Raw genomic sequence first — 19,560 nt, forward strand, 5'->3', positions numbered from 1 at the left:
TTATTTCCCAGCGGTAAGTCAAATTAGTTTGGCTGCCGCTTTTTTAAACCCTATATCTATGAAAAAACTTTTAATACTACCCAGCTTGTTTTTTCTTTTTATAAGCACTTCCTGCCACAAAGAAATCAAATCTGAAAAAGGAGGAATCGATGTTGTCTCCAATGTCTATTTTGATGTTTCCAAAAATCTAGACAAAATCCAAAGTTTTCATTTGTCAAGCCTTAATTATTCGGGAGATTCTATTATAGAAAGGATTCCGGATGCTGATGCTCCCGAAATAACCCAACAGATTTATTTCATTAAAGATTCATTGTGCTATACCATTGAAAATGAAAATCCCGGCAAAATTATTCTGTCAGACATCATAAAGAAACAAAAGCCGCTTTCGGTTGAAAAGAAAAAAGGAGGAACATTGTTTTCTCAGGAAAAAATCCCCAATTACAGAAACAGAAAAAATCTGAGTGATACGGTTTTGTTTAAGAAAAAATACAAACGATTTGAAATCAACTCACCTTGGATGTACACCCGGTTTTACATTTATCCAACGGATACTATTTTACCGTACTCTATTTACAAACACGCAGAAAAGGACTACCACGGAAGGCTCGAAAGGATTGATTCTTACAATAAAAAGACGGACATATTCGTGACGCTTCAATTAATATCAAGAAAAAACTGGGACAATGAAGCAAAAGAAATTTTTGAATTTAACCATTTCATAAAAAACAGAAAAAAGTGAAAGATGAAGATTTTTTTAATGAGATAAATGATGACATTTCTGTAGTTGAAGGAAATAAAAAGGAACTTATTGTTTTCACAAACAGTAAGGATACGCTTTCATTCTTGGAGCTTCTTCAATTGAACAAACAAGTCAATAATAGAACATTGATTACCCTTAATTCAGGTTCAAATAGCAAAAAGTTCCTCAATAGATACCAGAATTATGATGGTAAAATGTTTCTTTGTCTTACCGGGGATAGAACGGGAAATGCAATAACCAGGAAAATTCTTACAGAATTTACTGGCAAAAATATCAAAGACGTTCGTCCATTGTATGAAATTTCTGAAAATGGGAATCAAGACCTGACCGAATATCTACAGAATAAACTCAAGCTTCAAGATAAAAATACTAATTTAGTTGAACCAAAAATTTCTGAAAATGAAAGCAATGCAATTGAATCCGGAAGAACATCCGATTCTCAGCAAGTGGGAAAAGGAACACCTGAACAAAACCCTGCAGAACTTGGCTCAAAAATCCAATCCGAGCAAAACGGAAGTTACGGAAGAAGACAAGCAGTGGGCAGCAACAATGCTGGAAATGGACTTGCAGTCACAGAACGGAGCGATTTGGGAAACCGAAACCGAGACCGAGGAAGAGGATCCAATGGTGGAACACAACCGCAAAATGCTCAAGAAAATGAGGGAAGAGAACATTCCCTGGGCGGAATCTTATCCGGGAGACGTGTATCCGATAGAAGAAGACCCAACGGAGGACTTTCCGAGGTAAGTGAAAATATTACTCAAAATGATGAGTTAGAAACCCTTGTCGAAAAATATAAAGGTCAAAAACTGACCAATGAACAAGTTGCGGAAGTAGTTTCTGCAGCTTGTTTTGTTTCCAGTGATCACAAAATTAATCTGAAGGAAAACCTACATATTACTAATGATTTAAAAGAAATTTGCAGCCAATTCCGAAGCGGAGGAACGGCAAAAGAAGGAAGAGGGATTTTAGACGAATATTATACGCAGGATAAAATTGTTGATGCAGTTCATAATTTAATTAAAGACCATTTTAAAACTCAAAAAGAAATTTCCGTTTTAGAACCAAGTGTTGGAACTGGAAATTTCATCTATGCTACTCACGAGCTATCTGTAAATTCTAAAATTGCAGGATTTGAAATCAACGAGACCACCGCAAAAATTGCCAAGATTCTGCATCCCGAAGCTGACATCAATCTTCGTTCGTTTGAAACTGAATTCATTGACGAAAAAGGAAATAAAAAGGACTTTTCTCAGCAATACGATTTGGTAATTGGAAATCCGCCCTATGGCGAACATCGAGGATTTTACAAGGGATTGGGCGAAGAACCGCAAATTTCGAAGTATGAAGATTATTTTGTTAAACGGTCATTAGATTCTTTGAAACCCAACGGCGTTTTGGCGATGGTTCTTCCATCAGGTTGGCTCAACCGACAAAAGAATTTACAAAATGTTAGTGTTTTGGAAGGTTTCCGTTTACCCAATGGCGCTTTTGCAGGAACACAAATCGGAACCGACATCATTATTCTAAGAAAAAACACTCAAAATATCTCTACTGATATTTCTAACTATTTCGATAATAACCCAGCAAGAATTTTGGGAGAAACCCAAGAAAAAACCAACCGTTTCGGTCGATTAGAAAAATATATTCACGGAAATTTAGATGAAGCTTTATTTAAGATTGAACAGTATAAAAATAGGAAAGAAACCCAGTGGATCGGAAATCTGTTTGAAGATTTGTTTTTAGAGGAAGAACCTAAAGGTGAAAATAAAATTCCTGTACCCAAAAGAGGAAGTGCAGAAATCGAAGATTCTACGAGGATTGAAAACCAAAATGAAAATGAACTCAATGTAACAGAAACTCAAGAAAAAATTGAACTGGTACTTTCTAAACTCAATAACATCAAGTTTAAATCTCCGACAATCACTATTGAAATAAGCAAGTATGAAAAGCTGCGAGAAGATCTAATCACAAAACCAGCATCATTTTCGGAGGAAAAATTAACAGAACTTATTGAGAAAAGTGATAGGATTATTTCTATTCACAATACAAAAAATCAGAACGAGTATAAAATTCAGTCAAAACCCGAACTCAAAAAAGGTGTTTTAAAATATCAATTCTCCAAGCAAGATAAAATTGTCAATACTTCATTACAAAACAGTTCTGATATTAGCAAGGAACAAATTGAAGCGTTCAGAGATACCAATTATGACGGTACATTAAATAATCGCGAAAAGCATTATCAATTTGCCAACTTCATTGATGGAAACTGGGTTCACGATTCTTATTACACCGAAGGAAATGTTTACGCGAAACTGGAACAATTGGAGCGTGATTTTTCTGATAAAAATGCAGTTGGAGGGACAGAAAACCAATACGAAAAACAAAAAGCATTATTAGAAAATGTCCTACCAAAAGCGAAATCACTGGATGAAATTTATATCAGTCCGAACCACGAGTTCGTACACAAATTTGGGTTAGGTCAAATAGAAAAAGACCAATACAATCATATTACAAAACGTACCGAATCAGTCATCGTAGATTACAATCTTGCCGAAAGATTCAAAGATTTTGTCGACACTTTGTCAAGTGAAGCCTTTGCGGGTTCTTCAGCTTGGGAAGTGCGAAGCTTTGTAGATAATGAAACGGTTACAGGAAGCGATAAAGAGAGAAATGCTTTAGTCCGTGAAAGACGAAAAACTGCAGCGAATGATTTGTTTTACAAGTTTGTTCGGGAAGAACTTTCCGATGATATTAGAAATCGCTTTGTAAAAGACTTTAATCGAAACTACAATAACATTCACGTTCCGGATTATTCTAAATTCCCATTATTTTCCAGAATCTATCTGCATTTCAAAGGTCAGAAATTGCGTTTGACCGAAGTTCAGAAAGCAGGAATCGGAAGACAGACCACAAAAGGAGTAGGGCTCTTAGCGCACGAAGTGGGTTTTGGTAAAACATTATCAGGAATCCTTTCTATGCACGAAGCAATGGAAAGAGGAAATGCGAGAAGACCAATCATCGTTGTTCCAAATGACAGCATTTTGAAACAATGGGTGGAAACGATATTTGAAACCATTCCCAATGCGAAAATCAATGTTTTAGGGAATTTAGGGAAAGACTATGACCTTTCGAAATTTGATAATAAAGACGGAGAAATTACCATTATTACTTATGAGGGTTTCAATAATATCGGGTTTTCATCAGAAGTAACTGAAAAACTTTCTTCAAAATTCAGTTACATCTCTACAAGCGAGCTGAAAGGTGTTACCAATACAGAAAGAGACATCCAAATTGAAATTCAGAAAGAAAAGGAGATCGAGGGAAAAATGAAGCGTGGAAAGATCTATGATTGGGAAGATTTTGGATTCGATCATTTGACGTACGACGAAGTTCACAATGCCAATCATATTGTAGGAAAAGTAAAAATAGAAGACCGAAGATTTGCGTCCGATTTTAGAAGCCAAAACCAACAGACTTCCAAATTGGGAATCAATACCTGGATGGCAGCTCAGTATATTCAAGATAAAAATGATGGCAGAAATGTGACACTACTTTCAGCAACACCTTTTACGAACAAGCCTTTGGAATATTATTCCATTCTTTCTTTGATAGCAAATAAAAGATTAGAAGAATCGGGATATTTCAACGTCAATACATTCTTCGAGACCTTTATGGAAGCTGATAATGATATGGAGATTGATGCAAAAGGGGATGTGAAGTTTAAAGCCAATGTTCGGAGATTTAAAAATAATTCGCTGTTTCAGCAATTACTTTCGGAATTCATTGATATAAAAGGAGAGGAGGATAACCCTGAATTGATCCGTCCGAATAAAATTAACAAAGAGTATAGAATTGAGCAGAATGATCTGACAAAAGAACAATATGACATGCTCAATGAAAATTTCAGCGAAACTGAAAAGGGAGCAATTCTAACGCATATTCTTAATGCCCGATTAATTGCAATTTCACCATATCTATCACCGTATTATAATGAAGAAGAACCTTCCGTTAAAGAATTCATAGAAAATTCTCCCAAGTTTAAACAGACGATGGATTTAATTCATCAAAATAAAAAAGACATTCCAAAATCCGGACAAATTATTTATTCTGAATTGGCGGTTGCTCAATTTCCAAAATTAAAAGAATATCTCATTACAGAAATTGATTTCAAACCTGAAGAAATTGGTCTTATTACCGGAGCTACCAATAAAAATCAAAGAATTTCTATTCAAAATGATTTTAATGAAGGAAAAATAAAAGTAGTTATTGGAAGCGAAGCCATTCAGGAAGGAATGAATCTTCAGGAAAATACTACGGATGTGTACATGCTTACATTACCCTACAATTTCACGTCTTTGCGACAGGTGGAAGGGCGGGCGTGGCGTCAAGGAAATAGGAATGAAAATGTACGGATTAACTTTATGCTTACCAATGATAGTATAGATGTTTTTATGCTTCAAAAACTGCAATCCAAACAGGCAAGATACCTGGAAGCGATGAAAAATGGAGCCGATGTTTTGGATATTTCAGACATAAGTACCCAGGAATTAAAAACTTCAATCATCACCAATCCTGAAACAAGAGCTAATATTGAAATTGAACTTATCAAAAAGAAGATTGAAAGCGAGAAAAATAAACATCTGGCAGATAATGCTTTTGTTTTAAGGAAGTATGAAGATTTCGTAAAAGTGAAAGAATTGGTTACAAAAGCTGAACATTCGTACAATAGGATCGAAGGATACTCAAAAAATGAAGATGTAAATTCTGACTACTGGAGAACGCAGTTACCTTCTTATCAAAGGACAATTGATCAACATAAAGCTCAAGGTCAAGAAGTGATTGACAATCTCGCCGCAAAAGGGGTCAATGTTGCAGAAATTGAGAAGCAAACTAAAGCTACTGAAGAGAAGATTTCTGAATTGGATAAAAAGTTGGAAGAACTACCCGAAATGAAAGAGAATCTTATTGCAAAATATAAAATTGAAAAACAGAATAATTCCAACAATTTGAAGACTGACTTCAAATCAGAACGAGCAGCCGAAAACAAAATGATTTTCAAATTAGATAATGAAGCTTTAATTACATCTTCAAAACCTGATAATTTATTGAATTATTTAAATATAATGAGAGAAGGCGAAAATTATCAAAATTCATATTTAGGTAAAAGGCGATAAAAGTTAACTAAGTTTTTAGTAATTTTTGAGTTGTCCTGTGGTTAGTTAACATAGTTAGGGCTAACCAAAAATGATTACTTGCCGAGCAGATTTTACTTGCAAAGACTTCTATGATGAGGTTCATGCTGTCCACTACAAAAGATTAGAAAACACGTTGTTTTCTAATCTTTTTTTGGATAAAGATGATATATCAGCTTGTAGAACACTTCTCCTAACCTTAGATGCAGCTATTTTAAAAATATTTTAAAAGATTAAAATAAGTACATAGTTACAACACAATTCGTTCACTATTAGATCCAAAAATACATTTTAGACCAAAATCAGTGTTTATCTATTTTTAATAATCCAGATTGCTCTTGAATAGCCTCCCGCACCAAATCCATATAGTTTTATTCAAAAATATTATAGATTTTTATTGAATAAAACTACCGACAATTCTATTTCTTAAACTAATAAATCATCAGTGATAATAGTAAGTTGAAATTGAGTTTAAAAGATTTCATGTAGTAAAGATTAACAATGGCTAAAAGGGAAATAATAAAATATCCGATTACTGAAAGCTCAAATAAATTTGAGCTGGAGTCGATTATGAAATTTCAGGAATTGCCATTAAATGTCGCTATAAAAATGCTAAAGGATTCAGGAACTATAGTGTCAGATGACGAGGCTGCTGAAATTTTACTATTTTTTCATACAATGGTTAAAATTACCATCAAGGAGTTTTTATCACCTAAAGATTAATTCGTACTTTAGTGATTACAAAGTATTTAAATCGTACAATACTCTATTATTATAAAGATTCTCTTATTCCACTTTTAAATAAAAAATTATGAAAGTTGCTGATCTATATATTCGCGTGTCAACTGACGAACAAGCAGATAAAGGATATTCACAACGTGATCAGGAGGAGCGTTTACGCAAGCATTGTTCTTCTCTGAATATAACGATTGACAAAATTATTTATGAAGATCATTCTGCCAAAACTTTTGAGAGGCCTGAATGGAAAAAATACCTGTTTAATATTAGAAAAGGAAGAGGTTCTAAACAAAACAAGTTCTTATTTTTTACAAAATGGGATCGATTCAGCCGTAATACCAGTGAGGCTTATCAGATGATATCCAATCTTAATAAATTATGTATTACGCCTCAAGCTATTGAACAACCGTTAGATTTACGTGTACCCGAAAATAAACTGTTGTTAGCAATATATTTATCAACGCCTGAGGTAGAAAATGACAGGAGGGCATTGAATGTGACTTATGGAATGAGAAGAGCGATTAAAGAGGGTAGAATGATGGGTATCGCTCCATATGGCTATATTAACAGATGTACAGAAGACGGCCGTAAATATGTAGCAGTTAAAGAACCTGAGGCAACAAACATGATATGGGCCTTTAAGCAGGTGGCGAAAGGACATCTACCTACAGCAGTTATTTTAAAAGAAATGAACAGGAGAGAAGGCAGAAAGCTGACGAAAAATTCATTTATGGATGGTTTGAGAAATATAGCCTACTGCGGAAAATTATTTCTAAAGGCGTATAACGATGAGGAGGAAAAAATTGTTGAAGGAAAACATGAAGCACTGATCTCTGAAGAACTTTTCATGAAAGTTCAAAGGGTTCTTAATCGTAAAAGTAATAAGGATGCTTTCTTACCAGCAGGAAGGATAATAAATGAAGAACGCTATCCTTTGAGGGGATTACTATTATGCCCACAATGCAATAAAACTCTTACTGCCAGTAGTGCTAAGGGAAGAAGCAAGCATTACTACTATTACCATTGTACAACCTCATGTGGTTTCAGGCATAATTCTGAAATAGTTAATGATCTTTTTGTCGAAGAATTATCAAAATTTAGATTCAGCATCGGTGCTGAGAAAATATTAAAAACAATTTTAGAACAGAACTTTTCAATAGTTTCAAATGGTCTAAATGATGAAAGAAAGGTTTTGCAAAATAAACTTAATGCTATTGAAGGAAGAATTGACAAAGCAAGAGATATGTATCTTGAAGATAAATTGGATGAAGAAGATTTTAAGAGAATTAAAATGAAGTATAAAGTGGAAATAGAAGATATCAACTTTAAATTAAATTCATTAAAAAATTCTGGTCATACTGATGATATTGAGAAGAAGATGACTCAAGCATTAAATGCCATTGTCAACATCTCTGAAAGATATAATAACGCAAGTACAATTGACAAGCGTGCAATTGTTGGTTTGATATATCCTGAAAAGTTAACTTTCGATGGCGAGTATTTTCAAACCACAAAAATTAACAGTTTGGCTGGTAATATTGCTTTGATTAACAAGGAGTTAGGAAATAAAAAAAACCGACAAAGAAGTGAAAAAACTTCAAATGTCGGTCTTGTGACCTCGACAGGATTCAAACCTGTAACCTTCTGAGCCGTAATCAGATGCGCTATTCAGTTGCGCCACGAGGCCTTGTTTAAAGGTTTGCAAATATAGTACTTTTTTGCTTTCTTTGGAAGATGAAACGTATTTTTTTACTACTAATTTTATTTCTTTTTTCAATTTCCTGCAAAAAAGAAAATGTTCAAAAATCAAATGACAATATAACCATCTCATCACGAGTGAATTATATTGAGAATTCCGACAACCTGACTTTGACCTCCGGAAAATTCAAAAATGTAATTTCGAGCAAAAATCTGCCTTTCAAAAAAGCAATGTTGCTAAATTCTAGCTTGATTGGCTTCTTTTCTGAACTTAATTTAGAAAATAAAATCACCGGCGTCTCCAGTCCGGAATATATTTTCTCGGAAAAAATCCACCAGTTAATCAACGAAAACAAAATCCTCAACGTTGGAAACGAACAAAAATACGACATCGAAAAAATCCTTTCCAACAAACCGGATGTCATCTTCACCAACTATGTTCCCAACTTTGCCAACACCTACGAAGTCCTGAAAAACAACGGCATCGAACTCATTTTCCTCGATGACTTTATGGAACAAAATCCATTAGAAAAATCAAAATATCTTTTGCTCTTCGGAAAATTATTCGGAAAAGAAAAGGAAGCGGAAAAAGCCTATCGAAACATCGAAGGCAATTACAAGAAAATCCAGGCCTTAAGCAAAAATTCAAAGTCAAATTCGTTGGTTCTTTGCAACGAGATGTACGGAAGCCAATGGTTTCTACCAGGCGGAAACTCCTTCGTAGCCAAGCTTATCAACGATGCTGGCGGAAATTATATCCTCAAAGACAACAAAGAATCCACCTCGGTTCCACTAAGTTTCGAGGAAGTTTTCATCAAATCAAAACAAGCCAATTTTTGGATTAACATCAGTCCGCACAAAAACAAAAAAGAACTTCTAACGCTCAATCCGAATTATTCAAAAATGGACGTTTTCAATTCTGGCAAATTATATATGATAAACAACCGCGAAAAAGACCAGGCCAACGACTATTTCGAAAGTGGCATTGTCCGTTGCGACGTGGTTTTGAGAGATTATTTCAAGATTTTTCATCCAGAAGACGTAACTTTCCAGTCAGAACCGTTGGTTTATCTCAAAGAACTTAAATAAATGCAGGAACAAAATTATAAAGTCGACTTTTTCATCGGAATCATCCTCGTGGTCGGACTTTTCATCGGGCAATCATTCGCTTACGCCATCGGTTTGGGATTGTCGGCGTTATTCGACCAGGACATCAGCGAATTCGGCGGTTTCAACATCTTTATGTATTGCGCGACAATGCTCACGCCCGTTTTATTCTTCGACCTTTTAGTCGTTAGAAAAGAAAAAAAGAAACTCAATTTCGACTTTTCAACCAAGCCATTTCGGGTTTATCTATTGATATTCCCAATGATGTTCGGGATGATGCTCGTCGCCGATTACACCACGCAACTTATCCCAACAGAAGGCGGAATTCTCGGCCCGATTTACGAACTCTATACCAAAGAATTCGCAAAACTCCTCAAAGACCCGGTCGCACTGGTCATTATGACCGTCATCCTCGCACCAATTCTTGAAGAAATCCTTTTCCGAGGCGTCATTATGAAAGGAATGATAAACAACAAAGTCGCTCCAGCCACCGCGATTATCGTCTCCGCCTTGATTTTCGGCGCCGTCCATTTCAATCCGTGGCAATTTGCGGGCGCATTTTTGCTCGGTTTGGTATTAGGTTTGGTGTACTACAAAACGAAATCTCTGCTGATGCCGATATTGTTGCACGCCTTCAATAACTTACTGTCAGCATTGATGATGATGTACTCGGATTCAGAAACTTTTTCCGGATTATTCAGCGTAAACAAAGAACTTCTTCTTGTCGCTGGCGTGGTAATTTTCGCAATTCCATTTTATTTTTTCGCCATCCACAAGAATATTATTTATAAAGATTAAAATTATGGCAACTTATCCGTCTTCCGCTCCCAATCTTTTTGCCCTCGCTTTTCCAGCCACAAAAAAGGATTTCCGCTCAAGCCGGGTTGCGCTTCGCAAAGTCCAACATTTGTCATCCATACAAACTTTTGTCAACATTAGAAATTAATCTAAAAACTTTAAATTTGAAATGTTGAAAGCCTTGTCAAGGTTCCGAACCTTGACAAGGCTGATTAAAACCCACAAATAATATCATTTATCACTTATCAACTATCATTTATAACAACATATGGAAATCCTAATCGCCACACATAACTTACACAAAAAAGAAGAAATCCAACAAATCCTCGGACCAGACTTCATCGTGACATCGCTCACAGATTACAACCTGAACGACGAAATCATCGAGGACGGAAACACCTTCCAGGAAAACGCCCTCATCAAAGCAAAATACTGCTTCGAGAAAACCGGAAAGGGAAGTGTTGGCGACGACAGCGGATTGGTTGTGGAAGCCTTGGACGGACGACCTGGGATTTACTCCGCACGTTACGCCGGAAACCACAATTTCAAAAAGAACATCGAGAAAGTTTTGGAAGAACTGTCGGATGAACCAAATAGACGTGCTTATTTTATCACCGTTCTATGTTTCAAAGACAACGACGGCGAACATTACTTCGAAGGCCGAGTTTACGGAAACATCACGACAGAAGTTTTCGGCGAAGATGGATTTGGTTACGACCCGATTTTCATTCCAGACGACCACAATATGACTTTCGCTCAGATGTTGCCAGAGGAAAAAAACAAAATCAGCCACAGAAGTGAAGCTTTGAAAAAATTCTTAGAATTCCTCAATTCCAAAGGGGGTCTTTTGTGATTTTTATGATGTTTTCGTATATTTACCCTTTTATTTTTCAATACAAACAAGAAAATTGAGTACATATCTTACCATTTTGGGATTCAACTCCGCAATTCCAACCATCAATTCCTCTCCAACCTCTCAGTTTTTGGAAATGGAAGAACGTCATTTCCTCATCGATTGTGGCGAAGGAACTCAGGTTCAAATGCGAAAAGCAAAAGTGCGGTTTTCCAAAATCAATCATATTTTCATTTCCCATCTTCACGGTGACCATTGTTTCGGTTTGCCGGGATTGGTTGCTTCTTTCCGACTTCTGGGAAGAAAAACCCCATTGAATATCTACGGTCCAAAAGGCATCAAAAAAATGATGGACACAATTTTCGAAATCACGGAAACCTACAAAGGTTTTGAGGTCATCTATCACGAACTGGAAGGCAAAGAATCAGTAAAAATATACGAAGACAAAAGGGTAGAAGTCTTCACAATTCCGCTCAACCACAGGATTTATTGCAACGGTTATCTCTTCAAAGAAAAACCAAAAGAACGCCATTTGAATATGAAGGAAATCTCAAAACACAAAGAAATTGAGATTTGCGATTTTCAGAACCTGCGATTAGGGAAAGATTTCATCTCCGAAGATGGAAACATCATCGACAATGCTTCATTGACGACTGACCCGCAACCTTCCGTTTCATACGCATTTTGCAGTGACACCAAATACAAAGAAGACATCATCCCAATCATAGAAAACGTCGACGTCCTCTACCACGAATCCACTTTCTTGAATAACCTGAAAGAAATGGCAGATTACACCGGACATTCCACAGCTTTGGAGGCCGCGACGATTGCCAAAAAAGCACAAGTCGGAAAATTGATTTTAGGACATTTCTCAAACCGTTACAGCGATTTAAGCGTAATGACAGATGAAGCAAGACAGATTTTCCCGAATAGTTTTCTGCCTAAGGCTTTGGAGACAGTGAAGGTTGGGTAGAAATTTATTGAACCTCTTTATTAATGTAAAGCCAATCTTCTATCTCACTTTTTGGCGACATTTGAAAAATTTCCAGATATTCATTATACCATTTAGATTTCTGGAATTTAGAAATATTTATAGTTGAAGGAATTGAATTTGAATAATAGACTTGATTATTCAATCGAAGTTTAAATCGAATTTTTGTCGAAAAATCTCCTTTGTATTTTGGAGAATCTAATTCAATTATTTGATTTGGGTTAAATTTGATTTTTCTGTCATAACTATTTCCGCAAGTTGAAAAACCCCAGAACTCAATTGGTTTCCACTTTCCTTTTTTGTCAATTGCTTCTTGGATTAAATACAAACTATAATCTTGCGGAACTAAAACTAGATTTTCGCTTGAAGAATTTTTTACAAAAATTGAAAATTTATCTTTGTCTTTTTGTTCAATAAAAATGTTGACATTTTCCAGCTTACTTGATTTCACAAACTTACTATTTATGCTATCATTCAAAACCGATTCATTTATAATACGGTTTTGGTTAAAATACATTTCATTCTGCAAATCCTGTGAAAAGACTTTTGAACCTACTCCTACAACGCCAAAAATTAATAGAATTACAAGAGTTAGAGATTTGGTTTTCATAACATAGTTTATAATTCAAATATCCGAAAATTATTCTCATCAAACCACATCAATACTCACAATACAAACCGCCAAAGAAATACAAATCAAAGCCACAAAGAAAAGAACATCAGCAATGTTTTCTAATCTGTCCGACAGCTTTTCCTTATCTGTTCTGATGGCAAGGAAAGATAAAGTGCAACTCAACATCAAACAGAAAATCGCGCCAACGGTAAATTCATCCAAATAAGAATGATGACTGAACTTCGTAATCTTCAAAGAAGTAATGATGACCAAACAAAATCCCAAAAGGTTGGTAGAGGCATTCAGAATGTGTGGTGCGGTTTTTTTCATTGGTTCAAATTGATGATTCAAAAATATTCATTAATTCTGTGGAAAAAATATAATTGATGAATTTTTATACTTTATAAAATTATCTTATTTTTACGAAATATCAAATCAATAAAAATTTCAGTAAAAAATTTTATATTTGTCAAAATTCAAAGTTATGCAAACAACCTACATAGAAACTCAGCAAATCTCATTTCAGGATTTTAAAAACAGCATTTTGGAAGACTATCGTTTAGGTAGGATTTCTCGCGAGATGTCCTATTTGGGAAGGCGCGAAGTTTTGACCGGTAAAGCAAAATTTGGGATTTTCGGAGACGGGAAAGAATTGCCACAGTTGGCAATGGCTAAGGTTTTTAGAAACGGTGATTTCCGTTCGGGTTATTACCGCGACCAGACTTTTGCGTTGGCAATCGATGCGGTTTCTGTGGAAAGTTTTTTTGCACAATTATACGCTGACACAAGCGTGGAAAGAGAACCAGCATCTGCCGGAAGACAAATGAACGGCCACTACGCCACAAGAAGTTTGAACGCAGACGGAAGTTGGAAAAACTTAACTGAACAGAAAAATATTTCATCCGACATTTCGCCAACCGCTGGACAAATGCCGAGATTATTGGGATTGGCTCAGGCTTCCAAAGTTTATAAATCCGTAAAATTCGATGGTTCTGAGAAGTTTTCAAAAGACGGAAACGAAGTAGCCTTTGGAACGATTGGCGACGCTTCAACAGCTGAAGGTCATTTTTGGGAAACTTTGAACGCCGCTTGTGCTTTGCAAGTTCCGATGATTGTTTCGATTTGGGATGATGGTTACGGGATTTCGGTTCCGACTCAAAACCAAAGAGCGAAAGCGGATATTTCCGAAATGCTTTCCGGTTTCCAAAGAAAAGCGGACGAAAAACAAGGTTGCGAAATCATCCAGGTGAAAGCGTGGGATTATCCAGCGTTGATGGAAGCTTATGCGAAAGCTGAGCATTACGCAAGATATGAAAGCGTTCCAGTGGTGATTCACGTGACGGAAGTGACACAACCACAAGGACATTCGACTTCTGGTTCGCACGAGCGTTACAAAAACGAAGAGCGTCTGAAATGGGAATCTGAGTTTGACGGAATGTTGAAATTCCGTGAATGGATTTTGGATTACAGCATCGAGATTGAAGGAAATGAAGAATATTTGGCTTCGGTTGAAGAATTAGATTCAATCGATTCAGAATCTAAGAAATTGGTGAAAGACGGGCAGAAAAAAGCTTGGGAATCTTACCAAAATACAATCTCAGATTTAAAAAATCAAGTTTTACCATTTGTAGAATCCATTAAAAATCAAAATGTTGAAGTTGCTCAATTAATTGAAAGCTTTAATAAAATCATTTCTAAAAGCAAGAGAGATATTTTCCATTTGGTAAGACAGTCTTTATTAGTGACAAGAGCTCAAAACTCCGCTGAAAGAACTGCTTTGAAATCGAAATACGAAGAAATATTCAAAATTGAAAAAGATAATTATTCGTCGCATTTGTATTCTCAATCTGAATGGAAAGCAACGAATGTAAAAGAAATCAAACCAATCTATTCTGATGCTTCTGAAGAAGTGGATGGCAGAGTTGTGGTACGAAATAACTTCGATAAAATCTTTGCAAAATATCCGCAAGCTTTGGTTTTCGGTGAAGATGCGGGAAATATCGGCGATGTGAATCAAGGTCTGGAAGGACTTCAGGAAAAATATGGCGAGGTAAGAATTGCTGACACAGGAATCCGTGAAGCAACAATTCTCGGACAAGGTATAGGAATGGCGATGCGCGGTCTGAAACCGATTGCTGAAATCCAATATCTTGATTATATTTTGTACTGTTTGCAAGGAATGAGCGATGATTTGGCAACGGTTCAATACAGAACAAAAGGTGGTCAAAAAGCACCTGTCATCATTAGAACTCGCGGACACAGATTGGAAGGCGTTTGGCATTCCGGTTCGCCAATGGCGGGAATCCTTAACCTTTCAAAAGGAATTAATATTCTGGTTCCAAGAAGTCTAACGAAAGCGGCAGGTTTTTACAACACAATGCTTCAAAGTGATGAGCCAGCCGTGATTGTAGAATGCTTGAACGGTTACAGATTGAAAGAAAAACAACCAGATAACTTAGGAGAATTCACGATTCCTGTCGGAAAAATCGAAGTGACAAAAGAAGGTAAAGATGTTACTTTGGTAACTTACGGTTCAACTTGGAGAATCGTTACGGAAGCGGCGAATGAATTAGAAAAATTAGGAATTTTTGCAGAAGTGATTGATGTTCAGTCGTTGATTCCATTCGATTTGACTAATGAAATTGCAGAAAGCGTGAAGAAAACCAATCGATTGGTCGTAATCGATGAAGATGTGGAAGGTGGAACTTCGGCGTTTATTCTTCAGCAGATTTTAGAGAAACAAAAAGCGTTCAAATTTTTGGATTCGGAGCCATTGACGATTTCTGCGGAAAATCACAGACCAGCTTTTGCAAGTGATGGCGACTACTTCAGCAAACCATCTTCTGATGATATAATTGAGAAAATCTACGCGATGTTTACGGAAATCAATCCTCAGAAATATCCATCGATTTATTGATTTCTGAAATTTAAAATATCCCCAAAAAACCTTTTGAAGATTCTATTTTCAAAAGGTTATTTTTTTGTAGGTCTTCTACAAACTGGCTTTCATCATCGTGACGAATGTCGATTTTTTCAAAAGTTTTTTTTCTGTAAGAATATCCTTCCATAAAATCTTTATTATCAATCCATTTCTGCAAATCCATTTTTCTCATCCAATCTATAAAATGAGAATGCGATTCTGCACGAAAGCTTTTATTCCGTTTTACAAGGGTATATTTCACTACTTAAATTTTAACAAATCTATTACTAATAAACAGTTATCATTATTAAGTATTCATTAACAATTAATTTTCATTTATTTTTGAAAGTTCAATAATTTTAATTATATTTGTACTATAAATTACAATATGAAACTCGACGAAGCCAAAGAAAAATACATCCAAACTTGGGGAACATTTGCCACAAGCTGGGGAATCAACCGAACAATGGCGCAGGTTCACGCTTTGCTTTTGGCAGAAGGAAAACCATTGTCAACGGATGAAGTGATGGAGCTTTTGCAAATTTCACGAGGCAATGCGAATATGAATCTCCGGGCACTGATGGATTGGGGAATTGTAAAAAAAGAATTTGTGAAAGGGGATAGGAAGGAATATTTCATCGCTGAAAAAGATGTCTGGTTTCTCTTCAAACAAATTACAAAAGAACGCAGAAAACGAGAAATAGAACCAGTTGTAGCGTTTTTGGAGGAACTGAAAAATGTAGATTACGATTCCGATGAAGCCAAAGAATTCATCAAACTGATGGAAGATTTTGGAAACGTGACCAACAAAATCAACAATATAATGGACCTTGCCATAAAAAGCGACGACCATTGGTTGGTTGGGAAAATCACCAATTTATTGAAATAGAAAGGAATTCATTTTCCTTTTTTATTTCAGATGAAGTTTCAAAAATTACTGAAAATATAAAAATTACAATACTATGAAAAATCTTATCATTCACCTATTTCTTATTCTATACTTTGGAAAAACCAAAAGGAGTTTTTTAACATTTTAAAATTATAAAGCTATGAAAACCTTCTTCAAATATGATTTCTACTTTCAACTAGCTGCTTATCTTATCTCAATTTTGTGGTCAAGTTTAGGTTCAGAATTCCAAGGTAATTTTGCAATTTGCTTATTTTTTATAGGATGCTCGCAGACAATTAGTTTCATAATTAGGGTGGGCGGATTACAGGAGAGAAATGTAGTTTTTAAAATTTACAAAATAGGTTATTATATTTTTTTATTGTCAATTTTATTTATGTCTGTACTGCAACTAGATTTTTTGTTTGTATTTGTTGCAATTCTAATCAATGTGATGGCAATTCTATTTTTGATTTCAAGTTTCATTGATTACAGAAATCAAAAATCTATCAATCTTAAAAACCCTACAAAATGAAAACGCTACAAAACCACATCCTCATCTACGACAACGATTGTCCAATGTGTAACATCTATTCCAAAGGATTTATAAAGGCCGGAATGCTGGATGAGAAGGGAAGAGAGGCCTTCTCAGACATCTCTCCTGAAATCAAAAATATGATTGATTTTCAACGTTCAAAAAGCGAGATAGCGTTGATTGATACAAAGGAAAACAAAGTATTCTACGGATTGGAAAGTCTGCTCAAAATAATCGGAAACGCCTTTCCAGCTTTAGAAAAAGTCGCAAGAATACAACCATTTCATTGGTTTTTTCAAAGACTTTACAAGTTCGTTTCTTACAACAGAAAACAAAATATTCCTTCCGCAAAAGATTTGACAGAGTACAATTGTGTTCCGGATTTCAATCTCAAATACAGACTTTTATACCTTGCGTTTGTTTTAATTTTTTCCGCTTATGTTTTAGGATTTTATAATCAAAGATTGTTTCCTGATTTCAAAAATAATTTTGGTCTGGAATTTTTCATCTGTTGTATGCAAATCGTTTGGCAGAGCTTGTTTATGGGGATTTATCTCAAAGATAGAATTTGGGATTATCTCGGGAATATGATGACGGTCTCTCTTCTTGGAACTTTGCTTTTGGTTCCGGTTTTATTCTTTGATTTTAATCAAATATTTTATTTTATCTACTTTGGAATTGTAGTGTTTGTGATGTTTTTGGAACATTTGAGACGATGCAGAATGTTGAAATTCGGGATTATTCCAACCATTTCTTGGATGATTTTCAGAATCACTTTTGGAGCAATTATTTTGTATATTGTTTTAAACTAATTTCTAATTAAATTTTATTAAAATGAAAATAATCATCGCAGCCGGAACTGGTTTTCTTGGCAAAAATTTAGAACAATATTTCCTCAATAAAAACTATGAAATCAAAATCCTGACCCGAAATCCAAAACGTGAAAACGAAATCTTATGGGACGCAAAAACGTTAGGAAATTGGAAAACCGAATTAGAAAACGCAGACGTGCTTATCAATCTTACAGGAAAATCTGTGGATTGCAGATACAACGAGAAGAACAAAATGGAAATCTACGATTCCAGGATTTATTCCACAAAAGTCCTTCAGCAAGCCATTGACGAATGTCAAAATCCACCAAAAATCTGGCTGAATGCAAGTTCTGCAACAATCTACACCCATTCCGAAACCCATCTCAATACGGAGAAAAACGGAATCATCGGCGACGATTTTTCAATTAATATTTGTAAAAGCTGGGAAAAAAAATTCTTCAAAACCGAAAATCAAAATATCCGAAAAGTCGCTCTGAGGACTTCAATTGTCTTAGGGAAAAATGGTGGCGCTTTTCCTAAATTCAAACAAATCTCAAAACTCGCTTTAGGCGGAAAACAAGGTAGAGGAAATCAAATGATGAGCTGGATTCACATTGATGACTTTTGCGAAGCCGTCAACTTCATCATTGAAAATGAAAACTTAAAAGGTGCAATCAATATCACAGCTCCAAAACCTTTATCAAACATAGAAATGATGAAACAACTTCGTGAGAAAATAAAAATTCCATTCGGAATCCCAAGTCCGGTTTGGCTGTTGGAAATCGCAGCAATCTTCATCAAAACCGAAACTGAATTGATGCTGAAAAGCCGAAATGTTTATCCGGAAATTTTATTGGAAAATGGATTTCAGTTTCAATATTATAACTTTGAAAAAGCAATAAAAAGACTTTAAATAAAACATAATATTTGTCATTCCGTAGGAATCTAAACGTCGCTGTTGAGATTCCTGACAAACTTAGTGTAATTAACTATCAAACTGTTTTTATATTGATTAAAATTACAAAACTTTGGAAGCTGACTTTCAAAGTTTTTTCTTAAATTTTCAAAAATATTTCCAACCTTTTTTAAACAACTGCATCTTTCCTTATAAACGCCAGAATATGGAACACGAATTATACATAAGATGCAAAAATAAAGACCGCAATGCACAGCGGAAACTTTATGAAGAATATGCAGGCCGGTTCTTCGCGACCTGCAAACGTTACCTTAAAAACGACGAAGATGCGGAAGAAGTTTTGGCGGATTCTTTCTATCTGATTTTCACAAAGCTTGACCAATTGAAGGAATTGCAGGTTTTCGATGCTTGGGCAAAGAAAATTGTGGTGAATCAATGTCTACAGAAACTTCGCAAGAAACAACCGTTTTCGATTTCAATTGAAGAGAATTTTGTGGATTTGGCCGAAGCTGAACCGGAAAATGTTTCGGAGGAAAGAGGAATTTTATCACTTCTCAATTTTCTCCCCGAAGGTTGCCGTACGATTTTCAATCTGTTTGCGATGGAAGGTTATCCGCACAAAGAGATTGCGCAAATGCTTTCTATATCGGAAGGCACGTCCAAATCTCAGGTGAATTTTGCCCGCAAAAAATTGCAGGAACTGGTGAAACTTCAAACAATTAATTCTTAAAGTTTAAA

At 35.5% G+C, this 19,560-nt stretch carries 16 protein-coding genes and 1 tRNA gene; 13 read left to right on the forward strand and 4 right to left on the reverse strand.

Annotated elements, in window-relative coordinates; genetic code table 11:
- The first annotated feature begins 58 nt into the window (after nt 1-58).
- The 4 genes from PQ459_11055 to PQ459_11070 all read left to right on the forward strand — a co-directional run bounded on the left by PQ459_11055 (nt 59) and on the right by PQ459_11070 (nt 8,341).
- Nucleotides 59-739, forward strand: a complete 681-nt coding sequence (locus PQ459_11055) for a hypothetical protein (protein WDF45435.1) — start codon at nt 59-61, stop codon at nt 737-739.
- Complete coding sequence (locus tag PQ459_11060; protein ID WDF45436.1) at nt 736-5,937, forward strand: SNF2-related protein; 5,202 nt, start codon at nt 736-738, stop codon at nt 5,935-5,937. The genes PQ459_11055 and PQ459_11060 overlap by 4 nt, the downstream gene beginning before the upstream one ends.
- 519 nt (nt 5,938-6,456) lie before the next feature.
- On the forward strand, nt 6,457-6,678 hold the full coding sequence (locus PQ459_11065) for a hypothetical protein (GenBank protein ID WDF45437.1): 222 nt from the start codon (nt 6,457-6,459) through the stop codon (nt 6,676-6,678).
- 88 nt (nt 6,679-6,766) lie between these two features.
- Nucleotides 6,767-8,341 (forward strand): recombinase family protein, encoded by a 1,575-nt coding sequence (locus tag PQ459_11070; protein ID WDF45438.1) that lies wholly within the window; start codon nt 6,767-6,769, stop codon nt 8,339-8,341.
- Here the strand turns inward: PQ459_11070 and PQ459_11075 are convergent.
- Nucleotides 8,307-8,380, reverse strand: a tRNA-Arg gene (locus tag PQ459_11075). The two genes, PQ459_11070 and PQ459_11075, sit on opposite strands and share 35 nt — an antisense overlap.
- Before the next feature lie 47 nt (nt 8,381-8,427).
- Between PQ459_11075 and PQ459_11080 the strand changes: the two genes are divergently transcribed.
- The 4 genes from PQ459_11080 to PQ459_11095 all read left to right on the forward strand — a co-directional run bounded on the left by PQ459_11080 (nt 8,428) and on the right by PQ459_11095 (nt 12,122).
- A complete protein-coding gene (locus PQ459_11080) occupies nt 8,428-9,480 on the forward strand; it encodes an ABC transporter substrate-binding protein (protein WDF45439.1) in 1,053 nt (350 codons plus the stop codon).
- Nucleotides 9,481-10,296, forward strand: a complete 816-nt coding sequence (locus PQ459_11085; protein ID WDF45440.1) for a type II CAAX endopeptidase family protein — start codon at nt 9,481-9,483, stop codon at nt 10,294-10,296. It begins immediately after the preceding gene.
- A gap of 268 nt (nt 10,297-10,564) precedes the next feature.
- Nucleotides 10,565-11,149 (forward strand): RdgB/HAM1 family non-canonical purine NTP pyrophosphatase, encoded by a 585-nt coding sequence (rdgB, locus tag PQ459_11090; GenBank protein ID WDF45441.1) that lies wholly within the window; start codon nt 10,565-10,567, stop codon nt 11,147-11,149.
- A 55-nt stretch (nt 11,150-11,204) separates the two neighbouring features.
- On the forward strand, nt 11,205-12,122 hold the full coding sequence (locus PQ459_11095) for a ribonuclease Z (protein WDF45442.1): 918 nt from the start codon (nt 11,205-11,207) through the stop codon (nt 12,120-12,122).
- A 4-nt stretch (nt 12,123-12,126) separates the two neighbouring features.
- On the opposite strand, the gene PQ459_11100 is transcribed toward PQ459_11095, so the two are convergent.
- The gene (locus PQ459_11100; protein ID WDF45443.1) at nt 12,127-12,750 is read right to left on the reverse strand and encodes a hypothetical protein; all 624 of its coding nucleotides are present in this window, start codon (nt 12,748-12,750) and stop codon (nt 12,127-12,129) included.
- A gap of 39 nt (nt 12,751-12,789) precedes the next feature.
- On the reverse strand, nt 12,790-13,083 hold the full coding sequence (locus tag PQ459_11105) for a hypothetical protein (GenBank protein ID WDF45444.1): 294 nt from the start codon (nt 13,081-13,083) through the stop codon (nt 12,790-12,792).
- A gap of 154 nt (nt 13,084-13,237) precedes the next feature.
- Here PQ459_11105 and PQ459_11110 point away from each other — a divergent pair, with 154 nt between their 5' ends.
- Nucleotides 13,238-15,670: a thiamine pyrophosphate-dependent enzyme gene (locus tag PQ459_11110; GenBank protein ID WDF45445.1), complete on the forward strand. Its 2,433-nt coding sequence runs from the start codon at nt 13,238-13,240 to the stop codon at nt 15,668-15,670.
- Nucleotides 15,671-15,680: 10 nt separating this feature from the next.
- Here PQ459_11110 and PQ459_11115 read toward each other — a convergent pair whose 3' ends face one another.
- On the reverse strand, nt 15,681-15,935 hold the full coding sequence (locus tag PQ459_11115) for a hypothetical protein (protein WDF45446.1): 255 nt from the start codon (nt 15,933-15,935) through the stop codon (nt 15,681-15,683).
- 126 nt (nt 15,936-16,061) lie between these two features.
- Here PQ459_11115 and PQ459_11120 point away from each other — a divergent pair, with 126 nt between their 5' ends.
- The 4 genes from PQ459_11120 to PQ459_11135 all read left to right on the forward strand — a co-directional run bounded on the left by PQ459_11120 (nt 16,062) and on the right by PQ459_11135 (nt 19,552).
- On the forward strand, nt 16,062-16,562 hold the full coding sequence (locus PQ459_11120; GenBank protein WDF45447.1) for a transcriptional regulator: 501 nt from the start codon (nt 16,062-16,064) through the stop codon (nt 16,560-16,562).
- A 528-nt stretch (nt 16,563-17,090) separates the two neighbouring features.
- Nucleotides 17,091-17,906: a DCC1-like thiol-disulfide oxidoreductase family protein gene (locus tag PQ459_11125; protein ID WDF45448.1), complete on the forward strand. Its 816-nt coding sequence runs from the start codon at nt 17,091-17,093 to the stop codon at nt 17,904-17,906.
- Between the two features lie 22 nt (nt 17,907-17,928).
- On the forward strand, nt 17,929-18,819 hold the full coding sequence (locus tag PQ459_11130; GenBank protein WDF45449.1) for a TIGR01777 family oxidoreductase: 891 nt from the start codon (nt 17,929-17,931) through the stop codon (nt 18,817-18,819).
- Between the two features lie 208 nt (nt 18,820-19,027).
- On the forward strand, nt 19,028-19,552 hold the full coding sequence (locus PQ459_11135) for a sigma-70 family RNA polymerase sigma factor (protein WDF45450.1): 525 nt from the start codon (nt 19,028-19,030) through the stop codon (nt 19,550-19,552).
- Nucleotides 19,553-19,560: the final 8 nt, after the last annotated feature.

Origin of the sequence: Chryseobacterium sp. KACC 21268, assembly GCA_028736075.1 — a bacterium.
Classification (GTDB): domain Bacteria; phylum Bacteroidota; class Bacteroidia; order Flavobacteriales; family Weeksellaceae; genus Epilithonimonas.